Genomic DNA, 16976 nt, shown 5'->3' with positions numbered 1-16976 from the left:
GAATTTTCAAGATCACCTTATGGCCTCGAATAGGGAAGTCGGTTATATTAACTGCTTCCATGAACCCCTTGGACTCGAAGGTGGCATTACCTGACAAAGTCTTGTCCATACGTTCGTCAAGACTAATATGAAACTCAGGTCCAACCTCGCAGACAGAAACGATAGTAAAATAATCTAATATTTGAGAAGGCAAAACAAGAGTTGCCAAGGTGCGTAACATTTTTTCTTCCATAATGCGAAGGTCGGAATTATTAAGATAAATAACAAATTATTCCCCCATTGATTTTCTACTGAGCCCATTGAACCACCGATGTTCGCCCCGACTTCCTTAAGCGCATTGATGTCCTCCGAACCTGGTATATACACGCCCTCTTGTCCGTCCGTGTCGTATGCCGAGAGCTTGACGGCTATGATATGGCCGTCCACCTCAATGCTCTTGATAATCAGGTGCATACGGTTGCCCTCAATCTTGGCAGATGCTATCAGCCGGCTCTGCCTTGGAATACGCAGTCCCTGCACCTTGGCAGTCTCCAGCAGACGAAGCACCACATTGTCTCCCTCCTTGAGCGTGGTCGTTCTGTCCACCACCACTTTGAGCGTGTTGCGCATCGTGGGTGCAGCCGTACTTGTTAGCGAATGGAAGCCCATGTTGCGTGCTCTTGTTCCATATTCCTTGATAAAATCCGCATCGCTCATCGGCTGACCGAGTGAAGTCACCACCTGTTTGCGCTCCGCCAAGACCTCCATAACTGGAGCGTTTGCTTGCATCTGCCCCTTTTCTGTTCCAATATCGGTGATTGTGGGTGTGTTTCCCTTATCATTCGTAAAAGCATTCCCCAATGATGGAGCAACAGATGATGTCTTAGGAAGATACTTCGCTGCCATCTGATAGCTCTTTTCCATCAGAGCAAGCTGTCGTTTCTCTTCATCCTCTTCCTTGTGGCTTTGTTGGGACAATTCCTTTTTGAGATTGTCAATCTCCTGTCTCATTGCCTCACGCTCCTCCTCATGCGGATCGGGAGCGTAAAAGGAGTTCAAAAGGCGATTATTCTCCTCATAGCGATGCATGGAGTTTTCTATCTTTGCCGTAGAAGCAGCCGTCTCTGCACGCTCCGCCTCTGATGGAGCAGTGTTCTGTGCGAAATAGTCCGACAGCTTGCCCATCTCCTCTCGGGTCTGTTCTTCCTCGTGTGCCTTGTCGCCTAATTCGTAGGCTTTGAGCTTGTTCTCCGTCAGTTTTTCTGTCGTTGCCTGCGGGATGCTGTCATTGAGTCCCTGCTCCGCTGCAGTCTTATCCTTACCCGAAGGTGCGAAGATAAACCACATCGAGAGGGCAAACAGCAGTCCCAGACCTCCAAAGACCAAACCTTTTTTCATTTGTTCTTTCTGTTTATTATCCATTTTCTTTGATTGTTTGATGATGTTGTAGGTAAAAATTGCCGTGTAACTCTTGTAAAGTGCTGTCCGTCCGTATCGGACTGTCCGTCAGCTTTCCCGTGGGGATGGGTAGTTTCTCCTTCTTTGGAGGAAGGAAAAACTGCGCTATCATCCAAAGGGAACAGATGAGATAGATAAAACTCAGCCCATAGACGATAGCCTTGCGCTGCCTTATCGTGAGCCTTTCACACCGATGGCGAAGCCATAGGTGAAATCTCAGATAATGGTGAGCGGGCAAATAGTTTACTTTTCTTGCCATAGCCTTATCGTTTATAGGTCTGTATATCCCTGTTTTCCTTCACAAGGAAGTTCTCCATAAGAAAACCTTGCGGGTTATTGTCCGAACGGACTGAGTTCTGCAGCGTGCAGGTCGTTACAAGACTGCGCTCTGTAACGTTACTCTGACGGACGATAAACTCCCGTGCATAGGTCGTTACCGCATAAGGGTAAGTATTAAAGTTGCAGCGGATAGAGTCCACCTCTATGCGCTGATTGACATTACCCGATATGGCACGGTTATAATAGCCCTTCTCTGCCAAGTCTTTGTAATAATTGAAAGCCGACTTGTCGCACAGCAGAAAAGCACGCTCCATATTCTTTTCAATGGCGTCCTTGTCGGGCGCAATGGTGAAGAAGAGCTCGTGGAAACGACGCACGTGTCCCCTTGCCTCCACGGGACGGTTTCTACTTGCGTCCTGACTGAGGGCAAGCATGAGCGACTTTCCTTGGTCGAGCACATAGATTTTCTCTCGCTGCTCCTTGGCGAAGCTGTACGAGGCATAGACGGTATAACCGCTTACCGCCACGCAGACGATAGCAAAGACAAAGGCATAGAGCCGTATCTGTCTGAATGAGGTCTCGATGTTGTTGAGTGATTTGAATTCCATTTTTTCTCTTTTATACCTGTTGATTAATTAAGCATAGTTGCTCGATTTCTATTTTCCTTTAAGCAGTGCTCCCTTGATACGTCCACCGACATTTCCCACAGCGGCACCTGCGCCTGCCATAGCAGCCTTACCACCTGTATATGCACCTTGCGCGCCACGCTGTGCAGTCTGGTTGACATTGCGTCCGTAGGAGCCGATACCGCCACCAGCTTCAATAATCCACCCTGCCACGGTAGGTACACAGAAGTAGCCTACAATGCCGATAAGGAAGAAGACGATGTAGTACCACGTCCCCGAATCTGGCAGGTAGTTGGGGTCACTGAGTGCATCGATGTCTTTCTGCATCATCAGCACCTGTATCTTGGTAAGCAGTGCCGTAAGAATAGAGCTGACAGGCAGCCACAGGTAGACCGATATATAGCGTGAGAACCATGCCGTAAGTGAGCCTGCAAGACCATCCCATACGGCTATGCCGAACACGATAGGTCCGAGTATCGAAAGGACAATCAGAATAAAGGTGCGAAGCGTGTCAATGATAAGCCCCGAAGCGTGGAACAGCAATTCCAAAAAGTCGTGTACCAATTTCATGACCCATTGCTTGGTCTGATAGGCGGCACGCTCGGCATACATCCCCGCAATTGTCACGGCATCTTCAGGTCCGATAATGCCCATTTCCTCTATCTTCTGGTCGAACTTTTCGTTGGAAACCAAATAAGCCGTCTCGGGATTCCTGAGGTAGGCTTCCTCCTGCAGCTTGTCACGCTTGGCAGTAAGCTCGGCAAGGTTCCCCTCCTGCTGGTGTACCATCATCTCCGTTCCCTGCACTACGGGCGAGAGGACGGCATTCATCGTACCCAGTACGACTGTCGGGAAGAACATGATGCAGAAGCCCAAGACAAAGGGACGGAGCAAAGGGAAAACGTCTATCGCCTCGGCACGGGCTATGGAAGCCCATACCCGAAGGGCAATATAAAAGAGCGCACCCAAGCCCGCAATGCCTTTGGCAATGCCCGTCATCTGGGCACAGAGGGGCATCATCTCGTCATAGGTGGAGCGTAGCAGCTCATGTAAACTGGCAAAATCCATAAGCAAAAGTGTTTTATGAAAGTTTTTTTCAAGTTCTTTTTTTGTCTGTGGATTTACCAATACCTGCTTGCAGTATTACCATAGAGCGCCTTAACGGAGGCAAGGTTGTTCTTCTCCCTTGCACGCACATAACTCACGGAGATATTCTTCCTTGTATAGTACGATACCAAAGAGCGGTATTCACGTAGTGTTGTATAGATACGGTCTATCTGCTGCATGCGCTCGTGGTCGTTCATGGAGAAGACATTACTCTTGACAATGGACTTGAGTTCCTTCAGACACTCACCGCTCTGCTCGAGCAGCTTGGTGTAGCCCGAAGCCATCGCAGCGAGTTCTGTCGGGCGAAAGTTCTTGTCCGAGAGCATCTTCTTGTAGGAAGTGACATAGACCTCAGAGATGTCGCCCACCATGAGAATACACTCCTTGACCTTATAGGCATCGCCTATAAGGTTATTCACCTTCTTTAGGGCATCGTAATACTTCTTGGTGTCGTTGTAGAGTTTTTCCACCTCCTTGAATCCGTCCAAGGTATTTTTTACTGTCTTCGAGGCGGTGGCTATCTCCTTGACCGTATTGGCAATGTTGCCGGCAAAGTTACCGGGATCATAGACCGTCCACTGTGCGTGAGCTTTGGGAACTGAAAGGCTCAATCCTAAGAGAGCCATGAAAATGTACTTTTTCATTGTTGCTACTATTTTGATTGTTCGTACTTATTTCTTCTTATTATTTCTTTTCTCATTGGCAAGCTGTCGGATAGCGGTCTCTATATCGCCACCGAGTTGTTCCGCACGCTGCATGACCTCTACCTTTTCTGTTTCCTCCGTGGTGTAGGTCAGGTATTCCTCCATGCTCACCTCCGTAGCATAGACAGCACTCTGCATACCGCCCAAGCCTATCCATACCTCTTTGTAGAGTCGGTTCGGGTCATTGTTCTGGTTGATGGAGAGTATCTGGCTCTTTTCCTTTTCAGATAAGCCGAGCATCGCCTGTATACCGTCGAACTTGGTCATGTATTTTCTTTGGTCGAGCAGTATCTTGCAGTCGGAGTTGTTGATGATACTCTCCTTGACAATGGGCGACTGAATAATGTCATCCACCTCCTGCGTTACCACAATGGCTTCCCCGAAATACTTTCTGACGGTCTTATACAAATATTTTATGTAGTCCGCCATGTTTGCCGAAGCGATGGCTTTCCACGCTTCCTCAATGAGTATCATCTTGCGGATACCCTTTAATCGGCGCATCTTATTGATGAAGGCTTCCATGATGATAATCGTTACCACAGGAAAGAGGTCCTTGTTGTCCTTCACTTGGTCGATTTCAAAGACGATGAAGCGTTTGGAGAGCAGGTCAATATTCTTGTCCGAGTTCAGCAGGAAATCATAACGACCGCCACGATAGTATTGCTTCAATGTAGTTAAGAGGTTGTTAATGTTGAAGTCCGAGAGCGTTACCTTGATGTCACGCTTTTCCATATCCTTGCGGTACACGTCCCTCAGATACTCATAGAAGGTATTGAAGCAGGGAACGATGGTATGATCCGTCCTGATAAGTTCGATATAGGCATTGACGGCAGAACCGAGTTCGCCTGCTTCGGTCTTGGTGATATGTTCATCAGCACTTTTCCAAAGTGTAAGTAATAATGTGCAGATACTCTCCCTTTTCTCTACATCGAAGAAGTAATCATCCGTATAAAAAGGGTTGAAGGATATCGGATTTTCATTGGTATAGGTAAAATACACACCGTCCTCACCCTTGGTCTTGCGGTGGATAAGTTCACACAAGCCCTGATATGAGTTTCCCGTATCAACTAAGAGGACATGCGCTCCCTGCTCGTAATACTGGCGTACCATGTGGTTGGTAAAGAAAGACTTGCCACTACCCGAAGGACCCAAGATGAACTTGTTACGGTTGGTAATGACTCCTTTTTTCATCGGTAAATCCGATATGTCTAAGTGGACGGGCTTTCCTGAAAGGCGGTCTGCCATCTTGATACCGAAGGGAGAGAGCGAATCCTTGTAGTTCGTCTCAGAGGTAAAAAAGCAGAGCGCAGGCTCTATAAATGTATAGAACGACTCTTCCGCAGGAAAATCGGCGGCATTGCCGGGAATACCCGCCCAGTAGAGCGTTGCCGCATCAATGGTGTTGTGACGAGGGTGGCATTCCATAAGAGCAAGTGCAGAGCCCACGTCATTTTTAATCTGGCGAAGTTCTTCCTTATCGCTACTCCATGCCAGCACATTGAAGTGGGCACGAATGGAGGTCAGTCCCTGTGAATGGGCAATATTGAGATACTCCTGTATCCACTCCTCGTTGATCTGGTTGCTACGGCTGTAGCGTGCCAGCGAGTGCATGTTTCTTGCCTGCTTCTCGAAGCGTTCCAAGTTGGCATCGCTGTCCTCGATGAAGATATACTGGTTATAGATGTGGTTACACGGCAGCATCAAACCCACGGGAGCGGCGAAGGACAACCTGCAATCGGAGCGATCAGTGGAAAGCCGTTCATATCGGCTGTCCGTGCTCACACTTGTGGGCAAATCATCTGTATCGCTTAATGTATGTAAGCAGAGCATATTGTCGCCCACACGCACAAGGTCTGCGCCCAGACGGATGTCCTCCAAAGACGAATGCCCTTCTTCAGATAAAGAGAAATACCTGTCGAGCAGTCCTCCTTTTTCATTTGTGCCAACTAACTCTTCTTCAGTCATGCGGACAATCCTTATCTGCTCGGTATCATTGATGATACGCTCGAACTGGTCCACTGCTTCCATGAACTTCATCACCTCATCCTTGTTGGTAATCTCCTTGGGCAGCAGATGTCCACGACAAAGCGAAGAAAAATTGCTCTGCTGTGCCATACGCTGCTTGTTCGTCTTGGTTAGGAAGAGATAGACCGAGTGGTGGAGATACGGACGTTCGTTGAAGTGCCTTTCAGAGGAACGGGCAAGGAAGCTCAGTCCGCCATCGGAGAGCTTTCCTTGATAGTCCTCCTTGATGAACCAGTCCTGCTTGTGTACGATACTGTAATTGGGTAGCACCTTGATTGCCTTATGCCAGGCAGAGTGCATTGCCTCGTATTCTGTAGAAGTGACGGTAAAGAGTTCGGGCAGCTCCACACGGAAAGCCACCGTGATGTCAGCGTCCTTGCTCACCATACACCCCTGCTCGACGGAGAGCAGGGGAAACTTCGATTCCAAGGTAGTTATCTTGCTATTGTTTCTCATTGCTTCTTTCTTTTGGGTTGAAGGTTACGGATAAGGTAATAGACCGTCCGGCGGTTCAAAAGGTAGCGTGGGTGCATTCTCACGGATCCCTTTTTCATGAGTCCGTATTGCCCGTACTTTCGGTTCATGGCAAACGTTTGCCACACCACGAGGGTGGCACCCACTACGCCTATGACCAGACAGGCTATCTGACTGACTCCACAGAGATAGAGAATGACCACGAGAATGAAGACAGCCAGCAGCCCTCCCGCAAAGAGGAAAAGGTACTGTGCCTTCAAGCCCTTGAACTCTACCGTTCGGCCTACACCTTTGTTGATTTCCCACGCAGCCATTGTTACAAGAAGAAAGAACGTAGGATGGTGGCAGCCACAATGAGGAAGATACACGCACCGAACCAAGAGGCTGCGGTCTTGCTCGTATCGGGGTCGCCCGAACTGAACTTGTTATAGACCTTGATTCCTCCTATCAAGCCCACCACGGCACCGATGGCATAAATCAATTTCGTACCGGGATCGAAATAACTGGTCACCATCTTGGTGGCTTCATTGATACCCGCCATTCCATTGCCCTGCGCATAAGCTCCTACGGTGGCGGCAGCCATCAGGAGCAGCATTGTGATTTTCTTTTTGTTGTTCATTGTTCTTTTATTTTAAGTTGTTAAACGAATAGTCTTCTTTATGGTGAAAGTGGCAAGGGGTAGCTCGGTTTTATCGTATGACAGATATTGGCAGATTGTTTTACTTTTGAGCCACCCCCGCATCACTTTACAATTTTATAATATGAGTAAGAACATTAGTTTACAGATAATATGACAGTGGAAGTTCGGCTTCTTCCGAAACATCGCTGTTGCTGCTCTCTACGTTTGAGTCCGTTTCAAAGTCAGAAGAAGAGTTTATATTACTTTCCTCTAAGTCCAGTTCTTCCGCCTTGCGAATGGCAGCAAGCAGCTTTTGATGGTCTTTCTCTTGCTTGAGCGTTGCCTCCTTGATATAGTCCATGAGCTGTGTGCCCCGTATGCTTTGCAACGTGTCCTGCACCTTGTCTTCATCTTCCTTATCAAGTTCATCGTCATTCCTATGCCAGCCGTTTACACGATATAAATCTCTTGTAAGAATGGCGGAAGGTGAGACTTCAGGCATTTCCGCATCAGCGATTTGCAGTTCCTCACGGACAATTGCGTCTTCGTCAGTTTCGTCCATTGTGTAGTCAACCTGCATTTCATTGTCCTCTTCTGTACCTTCCACTTCTTTTTCTTTGGACACCTGTGAGCTTTGTTCTGCAAAGGTATCGGGATTATCGGCTGGATTTTCAGAGGAGGAAGCAGCGGGAACTTCGGGGAATTTTTGAGAGTTTTCCGTAATCTCTTTTGTGATTTCGGCATAGCGTTCCCCGTATGATTTGCTTTTGCCGACAAGCATTTGCTGTGCCTGCTCAATTTGGTCTTGGGTAACAGAAGGCACTCTCTGTTTTTGTTCCTGTTCATTTTTCTTTTCACATGCTTTCTCCAATTTGCGGCACGCCATGCGGAATTGTTGCCAGAGGAAGAGTATTCCAATGAACACCCATACCGCTATCAGAAACAGAAATATGTTGAATAGTATCGTTTGCATAATGGTGATTTATATATCGTTGGTTCTTTGTTCAAAAATCTATTGCTACCTTTCGTCGATGCTTTGCTGTGGCATTATTGAGCAGTTCCTTGTGTTCCTTGAGGTGTTCACGCAGGATGTTGTCAATGTAGGATGCTATTGACACCCGTTCGCCCAAGTCCTGCAAGACGTTTCTTAGCACTTGGAGTGTTTCAGCACTCATGGTAAAATTGGTCCGCTCTCGGAGGCGGACTGACTGTAAATAGCGTGTGCGGTAGTCGTCTAAGGAAATCTGGGATGTTCCCACACATTTTTCATTTCCTCTCTCGTGGCTTTTATACAAAGTCTTATCCTGCTTATTTTCCGAGGTAGACACAACCTCCTTTACCAGATGCAGTTTTTCCTTTTGGTTGGCACTGACCTCTGTTTTCATATCTTCTTCCTCATCAGGTGGGTCAAAAGCCAGCGTTTCCTTGGGAGGAGTCTTCATCACCCCTTCTTCAGCCATCTCCTTGAGCTTGGCTTCCAGTTTTTGCCGCTGTTCCTGTATGTTTGCCATAATGCTGTCTTATTTAATTTGAATATGGGTAAGTAATTCTTCTATCAGCTCATCAATACCAGTCCCTGTCCGTAAGGCTTTATTAGGAGGAAGGTAAGTGGATCGGAATACCCCACGAAATCCGTATTGCTCCAATTCATGGCTGAAACGGTGGGTGGCATAGATGTTTTGGTTAAGCAGCGTATAATCTTCGTTCTTGATATACTTGCTGTAGTATTCAATGAGCGTGTTCTTAACCCTGCGGTCAACTTTGTTCCATAGAAGAATGACTTCCTTGATACGGGCACTTGACATGGACACGCCCAAATCGTTTACCGCCTTGATATAGGTGAGGCAGGCAACCATCGACTGCACGTCTGGCTCTAAGGGAGAAAGGATATAGTCCATATCCAGCGAGAGTTGCAGAAGGTCGCTGGTACCCGCATGACCGGGAAAGTCAAAGATGACCAAATCGAATTTCTCTGATGGATGATTACTGATATACTCGCTTGCCGTTGCTATTGCCTCCTTAGGTGCAGCTTTGAGTATGCGGTAGGCTGTACGCTTCAAAGAAGAGAAATGTTGTCTCATCTGCTGAGAAAGCTGTGGATCACTTTCAATGCAAGCCTTTTCCCTTTCACGGAGTTTATAGAAAGAATCCTGAGACAAGTCACAGTCTACTGCAAAAAGGCGAATGCCTCTTTCGTAGTAAAGAATGCTGCTGACTATCTCCGCCAAAGTGCTTTTGCCAACACCTCCCTTTTGAGAGGAAAAGCCCAGAAATATGGGCGATGTTTGTATCTGTTCCATACTATAGATATTTTAATCGTTTGAACTATAATTCGAATGGTAGCTCGTTAAACTAATCGTCAGAACGAATTATTAATTCTTTTATCTGTCGAAATATCGAATTATCGATCGTTCGATTTGTCGATTTGTCGACATCTCGATAGTTCTATCTGACGATATATTGAACTATTGAAATAGAGTTCGTCATATCGTTCTTTTAATAGTTCTATCGAACGATATTCCGTTCGTTTTATCTGCAAAATAAAAGCTTTTTCGATAGATATTTCTATGTCATAGAAGTACAAGGATAAATAAGGGAAAAGAGTGAAAATGGTTGATAATGAAATATTTGAAAATCCACTGTAACTTTGCAGGCAGATAGAAAACATGGAGGTAGACTATCCGAAGCGGACACCCTTACAGGTGGATGCTTCTATTGCATCATCTCTTGATATTGGCAAGGTGTGTCTTTGTCCGACAAACTCCGTTTTTGCCGACAAAGACCCTTGCCCCGAAGGGGAGAGAATTACTCCAAAGTCGTAATTAGATAAGGATAAAAACAATGAACGAAAAGATAGAACGATGGGACAGATGGGATACCCGTCTTCCCAACCTCAAAGACCAGCAACGGGCAATTGATTTGTTTCATAAATCAGGTGCGGAAACCAAGTCGGATTTCGTGCGTGGACGTATTCTTGGCGAGAGTTTCAAGGTGATTACGGTGGATAAATCCGCCGTGGAATACTATCGGAAACTCTCTGAACTGACGGCACAAATCCATAAGATTGGTGTACTGTATAACCAATCCGTGCGTGCCATCAACAGCTATCATTCGGTCAAGACCGCACAGATTCTGCTTGAAAAGTTGGAGAAACTCTCGGCTCAAATCATAACTTTGCAAGAACAGGCTATCCGTTTAACCATTGACTACCGCAAAAGATGATTGCCAAGATTTCTGCAACGGAGAACCTTGGAGGATCACTCGGCTATAACTTCAAAAAGGTAGAGAAAGAGGAAGCAAGCATTCTTCTTGCCCAAGGCTTGTATCAAAACAAAGAGGGAACTTATACGATGGCAGAGGTGTTTGCCGATATGGAGGCTCTGATACCAAAGAAATGCCGAACGAAGAAAACGGTGTTCCATTGCTCGCTCAATCCGCACCCGGACGAGAAACTATCCGATGAAACACTTACACAGATTGCCAAAGAGTATATGGAGGCACTCGGCTACGGCAAGCAACCTTACATCGTGTTCAAGCATTGTGACATTGCCCGTGAGCATATACACATCGTATCGCTTCGAGTGGATAGTGAAGGAAAGAAAATCAACGACCGCTTCGAGAAGCGAAGGAGCAAGAAGATTACCGATGCCTTGGAAAAGAGGTTTGGTCTCATTCCAAGTTCAAAGGTTAGCGAGAAAGCCGTAACAGAAACGCCCAAGGTGGATATTGATAGAGGAAACATCAAGGAGCAGGTGGCAAGCACCCTCCGCATGGTGCTAAAACATTATAAGTTCTGTTCATTGGGCGAACTAAACGCCATTTTGGGCAAATATAACCTTGCCGTAGAAGAAGTAAAGACGGAGTTTCGGGGAAAGAAATATGACGGCTTAGTCTATGTGCCTACTGATGATAAGGGCGACAAGGTAAGCACACCCATCAACGCATCGGACATCGGTCGTGGTGTGGGCTATACTGCCATACAGAACAGGATACAGAAGTCGAAACAAACCATCAAACTACTGATACCAACCATAAGGAACAAGGTGTTACAAACAATGCGTACCTCTCCCAATATGGAGAAAGAACTTCGGCAAAGATTGGAGGAACAGGGCTTGCGTGTGGTAATTCGAAAGAATGATAATGGAAGAATTTACGGCATTACCTTTATTGATGACGAGCGGGGTGCTGCATTCAACGGTTCACGATTGGGCAAGGGATATTCCGCCAATGTATTCAATGCCTATTTCTTTAATCCAACAAATAACCCTTTCTTGGACGAGGAACTTTATGGTAAGTCGACTGTCAGTGTAGAGCAGACGAACAAGGTTCAGGTATTACAGCATGGCACGGAGGACTATGACATCGTTGTCGATGAACTTATCGAAAGTATGGCAGATGGTTCATTCCTATCTACGGGCAACGATGATTGGAAGGAGGCGGCATGGCAGCGTAAGCTCCGTAAACAAAGTAAGGTAAATCTTAGACGAAGAAAACATTAAACAAACGAGCATTTCTATCTCCCCTCCTTAGGAGAGGTTGGGGGAGGCTTCCCAAAAACAATACGATTATGGCACAAGAAGATGATTTAAGGGCATTAGGTAAAGTCATGGACTTTATGCGAGGTATATCGGTGATATTCCTTCTGATTAACTGTTATTGGTTCTGTTACGAGGCATTTCAACAGTGGCATTTCACGCTCGGTATCATCAACAAGATACTGATGAACTTTCAGCGAACTACGGGATTGTTTTCATCCATCCTTTGGACAAAACTCTTTTGTGTGGTTTTCCTTGCCTTGTCCTGTCTTGGGACAAAGGGCGTGAAAGAGGAGAAAATCACTTGGCCAAAAATTTGGACAGTGCTTTTCTCCGGTTTTGTCTTTTTCTTTCTCAACTGGTGGCTGTTGGTATTGCCCATAGGAAAAATTGGAGCAGCTTCGCTCTATATCTTCACGCTCTCCATTGGCTATATCTGCCTGCTGATGGGTGGTGTATGGATGAGCCGACTGCTCAAAAACAACCTGATGGACGATGTGTTCAACACGGAGAACGAGAGCTTTATGCAGGAAACCCGATTGATGGAAAACGAATACTCGGTAAACCTCCCCACACGATTTTACTACAAAAAAAGGTGGAACAAGGGTTGGATTAACGTAGTCAATCCCTTCCGTGCCTCAATGGTACTCGGCACACCGGGTTCGGGTAAATCCTACGCCATTGTGAACAACTACATCAAGCAGCAGATAGAGAAAGGATTTGCCATGTATATCTATGATTACAAGTTTCCCGACCTTTCAGAGATAGCCTATAATCACCTGCTTAATCACTTGGATGCCTACAAGATAAAGCCGCAGTTCTATGTCATCAACTTCGATGATCCGAGAAAGTCGCATCGCTGCAATCCTATCAATCCTGCCTTTATGACGGATATATCGGACGCTTACGAGAGTGCCTATACGATTATGCTCAATCTCAACCGCTCGTGGATTCAGAAACAGGGAGACTTCTTCGTGGAGTCACCGATTATCTTGCTGGCTGCCATCATTTGGTTTCTGAAAATCTATGAGGACGGGAAGTATTGCACCTTTCCTCATGCTATCGAATTTCTCAATCGTCCCTACGCACAGATATTCCCGATACTCACTTCCTACGATGAACTTGCCAACTATCTTTCACCTTTCATGGACGCTTGGGAGGGAGGAGCACAGGACCAGTTGCAGGGGCAGATAGCCAGTGCCAAGATACCGCTTTCGCGTATGATTTCACCAGCCCTTTATTGGGTGATGACGGGTGATGATTTCTCGCTCGACATCAATAACCCCAATGAACCGAAGGTGTTGGTTGTGGGCAATAATCCCGACCGTCAGAACATCTATTCGGCAGCACTCGGACTTTACAATAGCCGTATCGTAAAACTTATCAACAAGAAGAAGCAACTCAAATCCTCCGTGATTATCGATGAGTTGCCTACCATATATTTCCGTGGTCTCGATAACCTGATTGCTACTGCCCGAAGTAACAAGGTGGCAGTCTGCTTGGGGTTTCAGGACTTCTCTCAGCTTACCCGTGACTATGGGGATAAGGAGAGTAAAGTGATACAGAACACCGTGGGCAATGTTTTTAGCGGGCAAGTTGTAGGTGAAACGGCTAAGACGCTTTCCGAGCGTTTTGGCAAAGTGCTTCAGCAACGGCAGTCCATGACCATCAATCGTAACGACAAGTCCACATCTATATCTACGCAGATGGATAGCTTGATTCCTGCAAGTAAGATTAGTAACCTTACACAAGGTATGTTCGTTGGGGCTGTCTCTGACAATTTCGATGAACGCATCGATCAGAAAATCTTCCACGCTGAGATCGTTGTGGATGTTGCCAAGGTCTCTGCTGAAACGAAAGCTTACCAGCCTATCCCCATCATAGCGGACTTTACAAACGAAAATGGCTCCGACAGTCTGCGTGAGACTATTGAAGCCAATTATCGCCAAGTCAAGCAAGAGGTGCTATCCCTCGTAGACTCTGAGACTGCTCGTATCAAAGCTGACCCAACACTCAGGAACTTACTTAGGGAGTAGTTAAAGGTGTTATCCCCTCAAAAAAATAGGAAAAGATAAATTGATCCACCGCTGATAGTTGTGCAGTCTCAATAATTCGATTCATTCATACCTTTAGGAACTCATCAAGAACGTCGTTGATAGAAATATCCACTCGCTCCAAATCAATTACTCGTGAGTTGTGAAGTTTTCGACTTAGCATTCTTGGCAATCCATATTCTTCAAGCTGAAATACTAGTGGAGGAAGAAATAGATTTGATACCTTTGTTATGAATGTAGTTATACCTACATCACAAAGGAGTATACGCTTAGAAATCACATTGATGCTACGTAGTAAAGAAACAAAGTTGAAGCTAACAAGCTTCTCAAATTCAAAATAATCTTCGATGGAGATTTCATCTGAAGTGACCGTTGCAGACACTCTACGACATCGAGAACTACCTCTATTGAAATATTCTAGTTATCAACATTTACTTTTTCATAGATAGTACAGTCCATGTTTTTATAAATACTTCAAAATCAATTTCATTGTTCATATTGTTGCGGTTGTCTTGGTGCCGAAAGATATATCTTAATTCTGGCTTTTGTAAAAGGCAGAATGCCGGAAACGTTAGGAACAAACATTTCCAGCACCAAGCCCCTTTTTACGATAAAGTTAGATTAAGACTTTTGCCCTATTGTTATTCTGTAGCCGGAAACCAGCTTCGTGTGTTATTGGCAATCCTTACTAACATCAACATCACCGGAACTTCGACTAGTACGCCCACCACCGTAGCTAATGCAGCCCTGGACTGTAAACCAAAAAGAGAAATAGCCACAGCAACTGACAATTCAAAGAAATTACTTGCCCCAATCATTCCGGCAGGTGCGGCAACATCATGGGGTAATTTCCACCATTTCGCCCAACCGTAAGCAACGAAGAATATCAGAACCGTTTGCAACACAAGCGGAACTGCAATCAATAAGATATGCAGGGGATTGTTCAGTATCGTTTCTCCTTGAAAGGAAAACAGGATAATAAGCGTTAATAGCAATCCAGCTACCGTATAATTATCAAATTTCTTAATAAATACGTTATTGAAATAGTCCACTCCTTTGCGACGAATAACCATTATACGGGTAATAACCCCGGCAGCAAGTGGTATCACAACAAATAATACTACGGATAACAGCAGAGTGTCCCACGGGATAGATACGCCACCAACTCCCAGCAGGAAAGCTACAATAGGCGCAAATGCTACTAATATGATTAAATCGTTTACCGCAACCTGTACCAGCGTGTAAGCGGCATCGCCTTTCGTTAAGTAACTCCATACAAATACCATCGCCGTACAAGGTGCAGCCCCCAATAATACCGCCCCGGCTAAATATTCTTCGGCTAACCCGGCAGGTATAAAGGTTTTGAAAACCACATAGAAGAAGATATAAGCTATTCCGAACATGGTAAACGGCTTTATCAGCCAGTTTGTAACGCAAGTCACCATTATCCCTTTCGGACGCTTGCCAACATTCTTAACGCTTTGAAAATCCACTTTTAGCATCATTGGATAAATCATTAACCAAATTAGAATGGCCACGGGTATAGACACATTGGCATACTCGAATTTGCTTAATGTTTGCGGAATTAGTGGAAGCCATTGTCCTACTGCAATTCCTATAATGACACATAAAGTAACCCAGATTGTTAGGTATTTCTCAAACAATCCAATGCCTTGATTTTTTTCCATATGTTATAGTTTTACTTTGAGAGTTTCAGTATGCGTATCGCGCCTCTAATGACGATGAGAAAGACAATGATGCCTATGATCAAATCAGGGGCGTTGCTGTTCAATAGTCCAACCAACAGCCCTGCACCGATGACTCCTATATTGACAATGACATCGTTGGCTGAGAAAATAACACTGGCTTGTATGTGGGCCTCCTTGCTCTTTGTGCGCTGCAACAACCATAGAGAGGCTGTATTGGCGATTAGTGCAATGAACGAGATGACAATCATAACTAAAAAGTCTGGGGGCGTTTCGAGGCCCATAAAGCGTTTGATAACTTCGATGAGCCCCAATACAGCCAGTGAAATTTGAAGGTAGCCACTGAGTTTTGCTACTTTTTGCTGACGGGCTATAGTTGTTCCAACAGCCATCAGACTCATGCCGTAAACCAAAGCATCTGCCAACATATCCAAACTGTCTGCGACCAAGCCCATCGACTGGGAGATGATGCCTGTTGTGGCTTCTATGATGAAACATAGAAAGTTGATGACGAGCACCCAACACAACACCCGTCTCTGAACTTTGGAGGTGGTTTCAGACTTTGCTTCATCGCAGAGAGAAGATGCTGTTAGCTTGGCACCGAGGTTTAATGTTTCAAGCTGTTCCTGAATCGACTTCACTTCCCCGTGATGGATGACAACTAAGGTTCTTTCCGCCAAGTCGAAATCGAGACGCTCCACTAAGGGGCTATTGCCTAATTTCAGACGGATTAAATTTTCCTCGCATGGGCAATCCATCTTTGGAACATTGAACTTAGAGATATATTGGTGCATTATTCTTGTTTTCCTTGGATATGGTCGATGTAGAACTGATAGAAGCGGGCTTTTATTTCATCCCGTACCCGATGAAATTCACTGTTTATAAACTCCGGCGTTCCGGTTGCTTCTGATGGGTCGTCAAATCCTATATGCAGCCTGTTCCTTACTTCACCCGTAAACATCGGGCAGCTTTCGTTTGCCCCACCGCAGACCGTAATAACATAGTCCCATTCCTGTCCTATATATAGGTTTACACTTTTAGGGGTATGGTGGGTTAAATCTATACCCATTTCATCCATAACCGGCTCAGTAGAAAATCAATGGGGGAATAATTTGTTATTTATCTTAATAATTCCGACCTTCGCATTATGGAAGAAAAAATGTTACGCACCTTGGCAACTCTTGTTTTGCCTTCTCAAATATTAGATTATTTTACTATCGTTTCTGTCTGCGAGGTTGGACCTGAGTTTCATATTAGTCTTGACGAACGTATGGACAAGACTTTGTCAGGTAATGCCACCTTCGAGTCCAAGGGGTTCATGGAAGCAGTTAATATAACCGACTTCCCTATTCGAGGCCATAAGGTGATCTTGAAAATTCGTCGCAGACGATGGACGGATTTGCGCACGGG

Annotated in this window: 19 protein-coding genes and 1 pseudogene; 5 read left to right on the top strand and 15 right to left on the bottom strand. The window is 45.5% G+C overall.

The window, feature by feature from the left end; genetic code table 11:
* The 12 genes from H515_RS14130 to H515_RS0109255 form a co-directional block, all read right to left on the bottom strand.
* A partial coding sequence (locus tag H515_RS14130; protein WP_456153897.1) for an ISAon1 family transposase N-terminal region protein occupies positions 1-232 on the bottom strand: 232 nt, incomplete at its 3' end.
* Positions 175-1401: a conjugative transposon protein TraM gene (gene traM / locus H515_RS13315; protein WP_244870073.1), complete on the bottom strand. Its 1227-nt coding sequence runs from the start codon at positions 1399-1401 to the stop codon at positions 175-177. The genes H515_RS14130 and traM, both read right to left, overlap by 58 nt.
* Positions 1394-1696, bottom strand: a complete 303-nt coding sequence (locus H515_RS0109300; protein ID WP_025877668.1) for a hypothetical protein — start codon at positions 1694-1696, stop codon at positions 1394-1396. The genes traM and H515_RS0109300 overlap by 8 nt, the downstream gene beginning before the upstream one ends.
* Positions 1697-1700: 4 nt before the next feature.
* Entirely contained in the window at positions 1701-2324 is a 624-nt protein-coding gene (traK, locus tag H515_RS0109295) for a conjugative transposon protein TraK (protein WP_025877666.1), read from the bottom strand.
* A 48-nt stretch (positions 2325-2372) separates the two neighbouring features.
* Positions 2373-3410, bottom strand: a complete 1038-nt coding sequence (gene traJ / locus H515_RS0109290; RefSeq protein ID WP_004358249.1) for a conjugative transposon protein TraJ — start codon at positions 3408-3410, stop codon at positions 2373-2375.
* 53 nt (positions 3411-3463) lie between these two features.
* A complete protein-coding gene (locus tag H515_RS0109285; RefSeq protein WP_025877662.1) occupies positions 3464-4093 on the bottom strand; it encodes a DUF4141 domain-containing protein in 630 nt (209 codons plus the stop codon).
* A gap of 27 nt (positions 4094-4120) precedes the next feature.
* Positions 4121-6634: a TraG family conjugative transposon ATPase gene (locus H515_RS0109280; RefSeq protein WP_028901874.1), complete on the bottom strand. Its 2514-nt coding sequence runs from the start codon at positions 6632-6634 to the stop codon at positions 4121-4123.
* The gene (locus H515_RS0109275; RefSeq protein ID WP_025877661.1) at positions 6631-6966 is read right to left on the bottom strand and encodes a DUF4133 domain-containing protein; all 336 of its coding nucleotides are present in this window, start codon (positions 6964-6966) and stop codon (positions 6631-6633) included. The genes H515_RS0109280 and H515_RS0109275 overlap by 4 nt, the downstream gene beginning before the upstream one ends.
* Before the next feature lie 2 nt (positions 6967-6968).
* Positions 6969-7271 carry a DUF4134 domain-containing protein gene (locus tag H515_RS0109270; RefSeq protein WP_004354999.1) on the bottom strand — a complete coding sequence of 101 codons (303 nt, stop codon included), beginning with the start codon at positions 7269-7271 and terminating at the stop codon, positions 6969-6971.
* Positions 7272-7431: 160 nt separating this feature from the next.
* The gene (locus tag H515_RS0109265) at positions 7432-8244 is read right to left on the bottom strand and encodes a hypothetical protein (RefSeq protein ID WP_025877658.1); all 813 of its coding nucleotides are present in this window, start codon (positions 8242-8244) and stop codon (positions 7432-7434) included.
* A gap of 31 nt (positions 8245-8275) precedes the next feature.
* On the bottom strand, positions 8276-8782 hold the full coding sequence (locus H515_RS0109260) for a DUF3408 domain-containing protein (RefSeq protein WP_025877656.1): 507 nt from the start codon (positions 8780-8782) through the stop codon (positions 8276-8278).
* A gap of 9 nt (positions 8783-8791) precedes the next feature.
* Positions 8792-9571: a ParA family protein gene (locus tag H515_RS0109255; protein WP_007173349.1), complete on the bottom strand. Its 780-nt coding sequence runs from the start codon at positions 9569-9571 to the stop codon at positions 8792-8794.
* Positions 9572-9937: 366 nt separating this feature from the next.
* Here H515_RS0109255 and H515_RS14855 point away from each other — a divergent pair, with 366 nt between their 5' ends.
* The 4 genes from H515_RS14855 (at position 9938) to mobC (ending at position 13842) form a co-directional block, all read left to right on the top strand.
* Entirely contained in the window at positions 9938-10093 is a 156-nt protein-coding gene (locus H515_RS14855; RefSeq protein ID WP_169719590.1) for a hypothetical protein, read from the top strand.
* A gap of 19 nt (positions 10094-10112) precedes the next feature.
* Entirely contained in the window at positions 10113-10493 is a 381-nt protein-coding gene (locus tag H515_RS0109245; RefSeq protein WP_028901873.1) for a plasmid mobilization protein, read from the top strand.
* The gene (mobB, locus tag H515_RS0109240) at positions 10490-11770 is read left to right on the top strand and encodes a conjugal transfer protein MobB (RefSeq protein WP_025073186.1); all 1281 of its coding nucleotides are present in this window, start codon (positions 10490-10492) and stop codon (positions 11768-11770) included. The genes H515_RS0109245 and mobB overlap by 4 nt, the downstream gene beginning before the upstream one ends.
* Positions 11771-11838: 68 nt before the next feature.
* Positions 11839-13842, top strand: coding sequence for a conjugal transfer protein MobC (mobC, locus tag H515_RS0109235; RefSeq protein ID WP_028901339.1), 2004 nt, complete (start codon positions 11839-11841; stop codon positions 13840-13842).
* 659 nt (positions 13843-14501) lie between these two features.
* Here the strand turns inward: mobC and arsB are convergent.
* From arsB to H515_RS13310, 3 genes and pseudogenes are all read right to left on the bottom strand, one after another.
* Positions 14502-15548, bottom strand: a complete 1047-nt coding sequence (gene arsB, locus H515_RS0109225) for an ACR3 family arsenite efflux transporter (protein WP_025877647.1) — start codon at positions 15546-15548, stop codon at positions 14502-14504.
* 11 nt (positions 15549-15559) lie between these two features.
* Positions 15560-16360, bottom strand: coding sequence for a cation efflux transmembrane domain-containing protein (locus tag H515_RS0109220; protein ID WP_025877645.1), 801 nt, complete (start codon positions 16358-16360; stop codon positions 15560-15562).
* Positions 16360-16647, bottom strand: a pseudogene (locus tag H515_RS13310) (arsenate reductase ArsC); the annotation flags it as partial. The gene H515_RS0109220 and the pseudogene H515_RS13310, both read right to left, overlap by 1 nt.
* Before the next feature lie 66 nt (positions 16648-16713).
* Between H515_RS13310 and H515_RS0109210 the strand changes: the two are divergent.
* The coding region (locus H515_RS0109210; protein ID WP_028901845.1) for an ISAon1 family transposase N-terminal region protein at positions 16714-16976 on the top strand (263 nt) is incomplete at its 3' end.

Origin of the sequence: Prevotella corporis DSM 18810 = JCM 8529 (genome assembly GCF_000430525.1) — a bacterium.
In the GTDB taxonomy this organism is placed as follows: domain Bacteria; phylum Bacteroidota; class Bacteroidia; order Bacteroidales; family Bacteroidaceae; genus Prevotella; species Prevotella corporis.
The sequence above is the reverse complement of the archived record's forward strand: the minus strand, read 5'-3'. Positions and strand labels throughout refer to the sequence as shown.

Coding starts and splice junctions, on each gene's coding strand:
- H515_RS14855 (WP_169719590.1), top strand. CDS start 9,938: ATGGAGGTAGACTATCCGAAGCGGACACCCTTACAGGTGGATGCTTCT.
- H515_RS0109275 (WP_025877661.1), bottom strand. CDS start 6,966: ATGGCTGCGTGGGAAATCAACAAAGGTGTAGGCCGAACGGTAGAGTTC.
- H515_RS0109280 (WP_028901874.1), bottom strand. CDS start 6,634: ATGAGAAACAATAGCAAGATAACTACCTTGGAATCGAAGTTTCCCCTG.
- H515_RS0109255 (WP_007173349.1), bottom strand. CDS start 9,571: ATGGAACAGATACAAACATCGCCCATATTTCTGGGCTTTTCCTCTCAA.
- mobB (WP_025073186.1), top strand. CDS start 10,490: ATGATTGCCAAGATTTCTGCAACGGAGAACCTTGGAGGATCACTCGGC.
- arsB (WP_025877647.1), bottom strand. CDS start 15,548: ATGGAAAAAAATCAAGGCATTGGATTGTTTGAGAAATACCTAACAATC.
- H515_RS0109245 (WP_028901873.1), top strand. CDS start 10,113: ATGAACGAAAAGATAGAACGATGGGACAGATGGGATACCCGTCTTCCC.
- H515_RS0109270 (WP_004354999.1), bottom strand. CDS start 7,271: ATGAACAACAAAAAGAAAATCACAATGCTGCTCCTGATGGCTGCCGCC.
- H515_RS0109260 (WP_025877656.1), bottom strand. CDS start 8,782: ATGGCAAACATACAGGAACAGCGGCAAAAACTGGAAGCCAAGCTCAAG.
- H515_RS0109285 (WP_025877662.1), bottom strand. CDS start 4,093: ATGAAAAAGTACATTTTCATGGCTCTCTTAGGATTGAGCCTTTCAGTT.
- mobC (WP_028901339.1), top strand. CDS start 11,839: ATGGCACAAGAAGATGATTTAAGGGCATTAGGTAAAGTCATGGACTTT.
- traJ (WP_004358249.1), bottom strand. CDS start 3,410: ATGGATTTTGCCAGTTTACATGAGCTGCTACGCTCCACCTATGACGAG.
- H515_RS0109220 (WP_025877645.1), bottom strand. CDS start 16,360: ATGCACCAATATATCTCTAAGTTCAATGTTCCAAAGATGGATTGCCCA.
- traM (WP_244870073.1), bottom strand. CDS start 1,401: ATGGATAATAAACAGAAAGAACAAATGAAAAAAGGTTTGGTCTTTGGA.
- H515_RS0109265 (WP_025877658.1), bottom strand. CDS start 8,244: ATGCAAACGATACTATTCAACATATTTCTGTTTCTGATAGCGGTATGG.
- traK (WP_025877666.1), bottom strand. CDS start 2,324: ATGGAATTCAAATCACTCAACAACATCGAGACCTCATTCAGACAGATA.
- H515_RS0109300 (WP_025877668.1), bottom strand. CDS start 1,696: ATGGCAAGAAAAGTAAACTATTTGCCCGCTCACCATTATCTGAGATTT.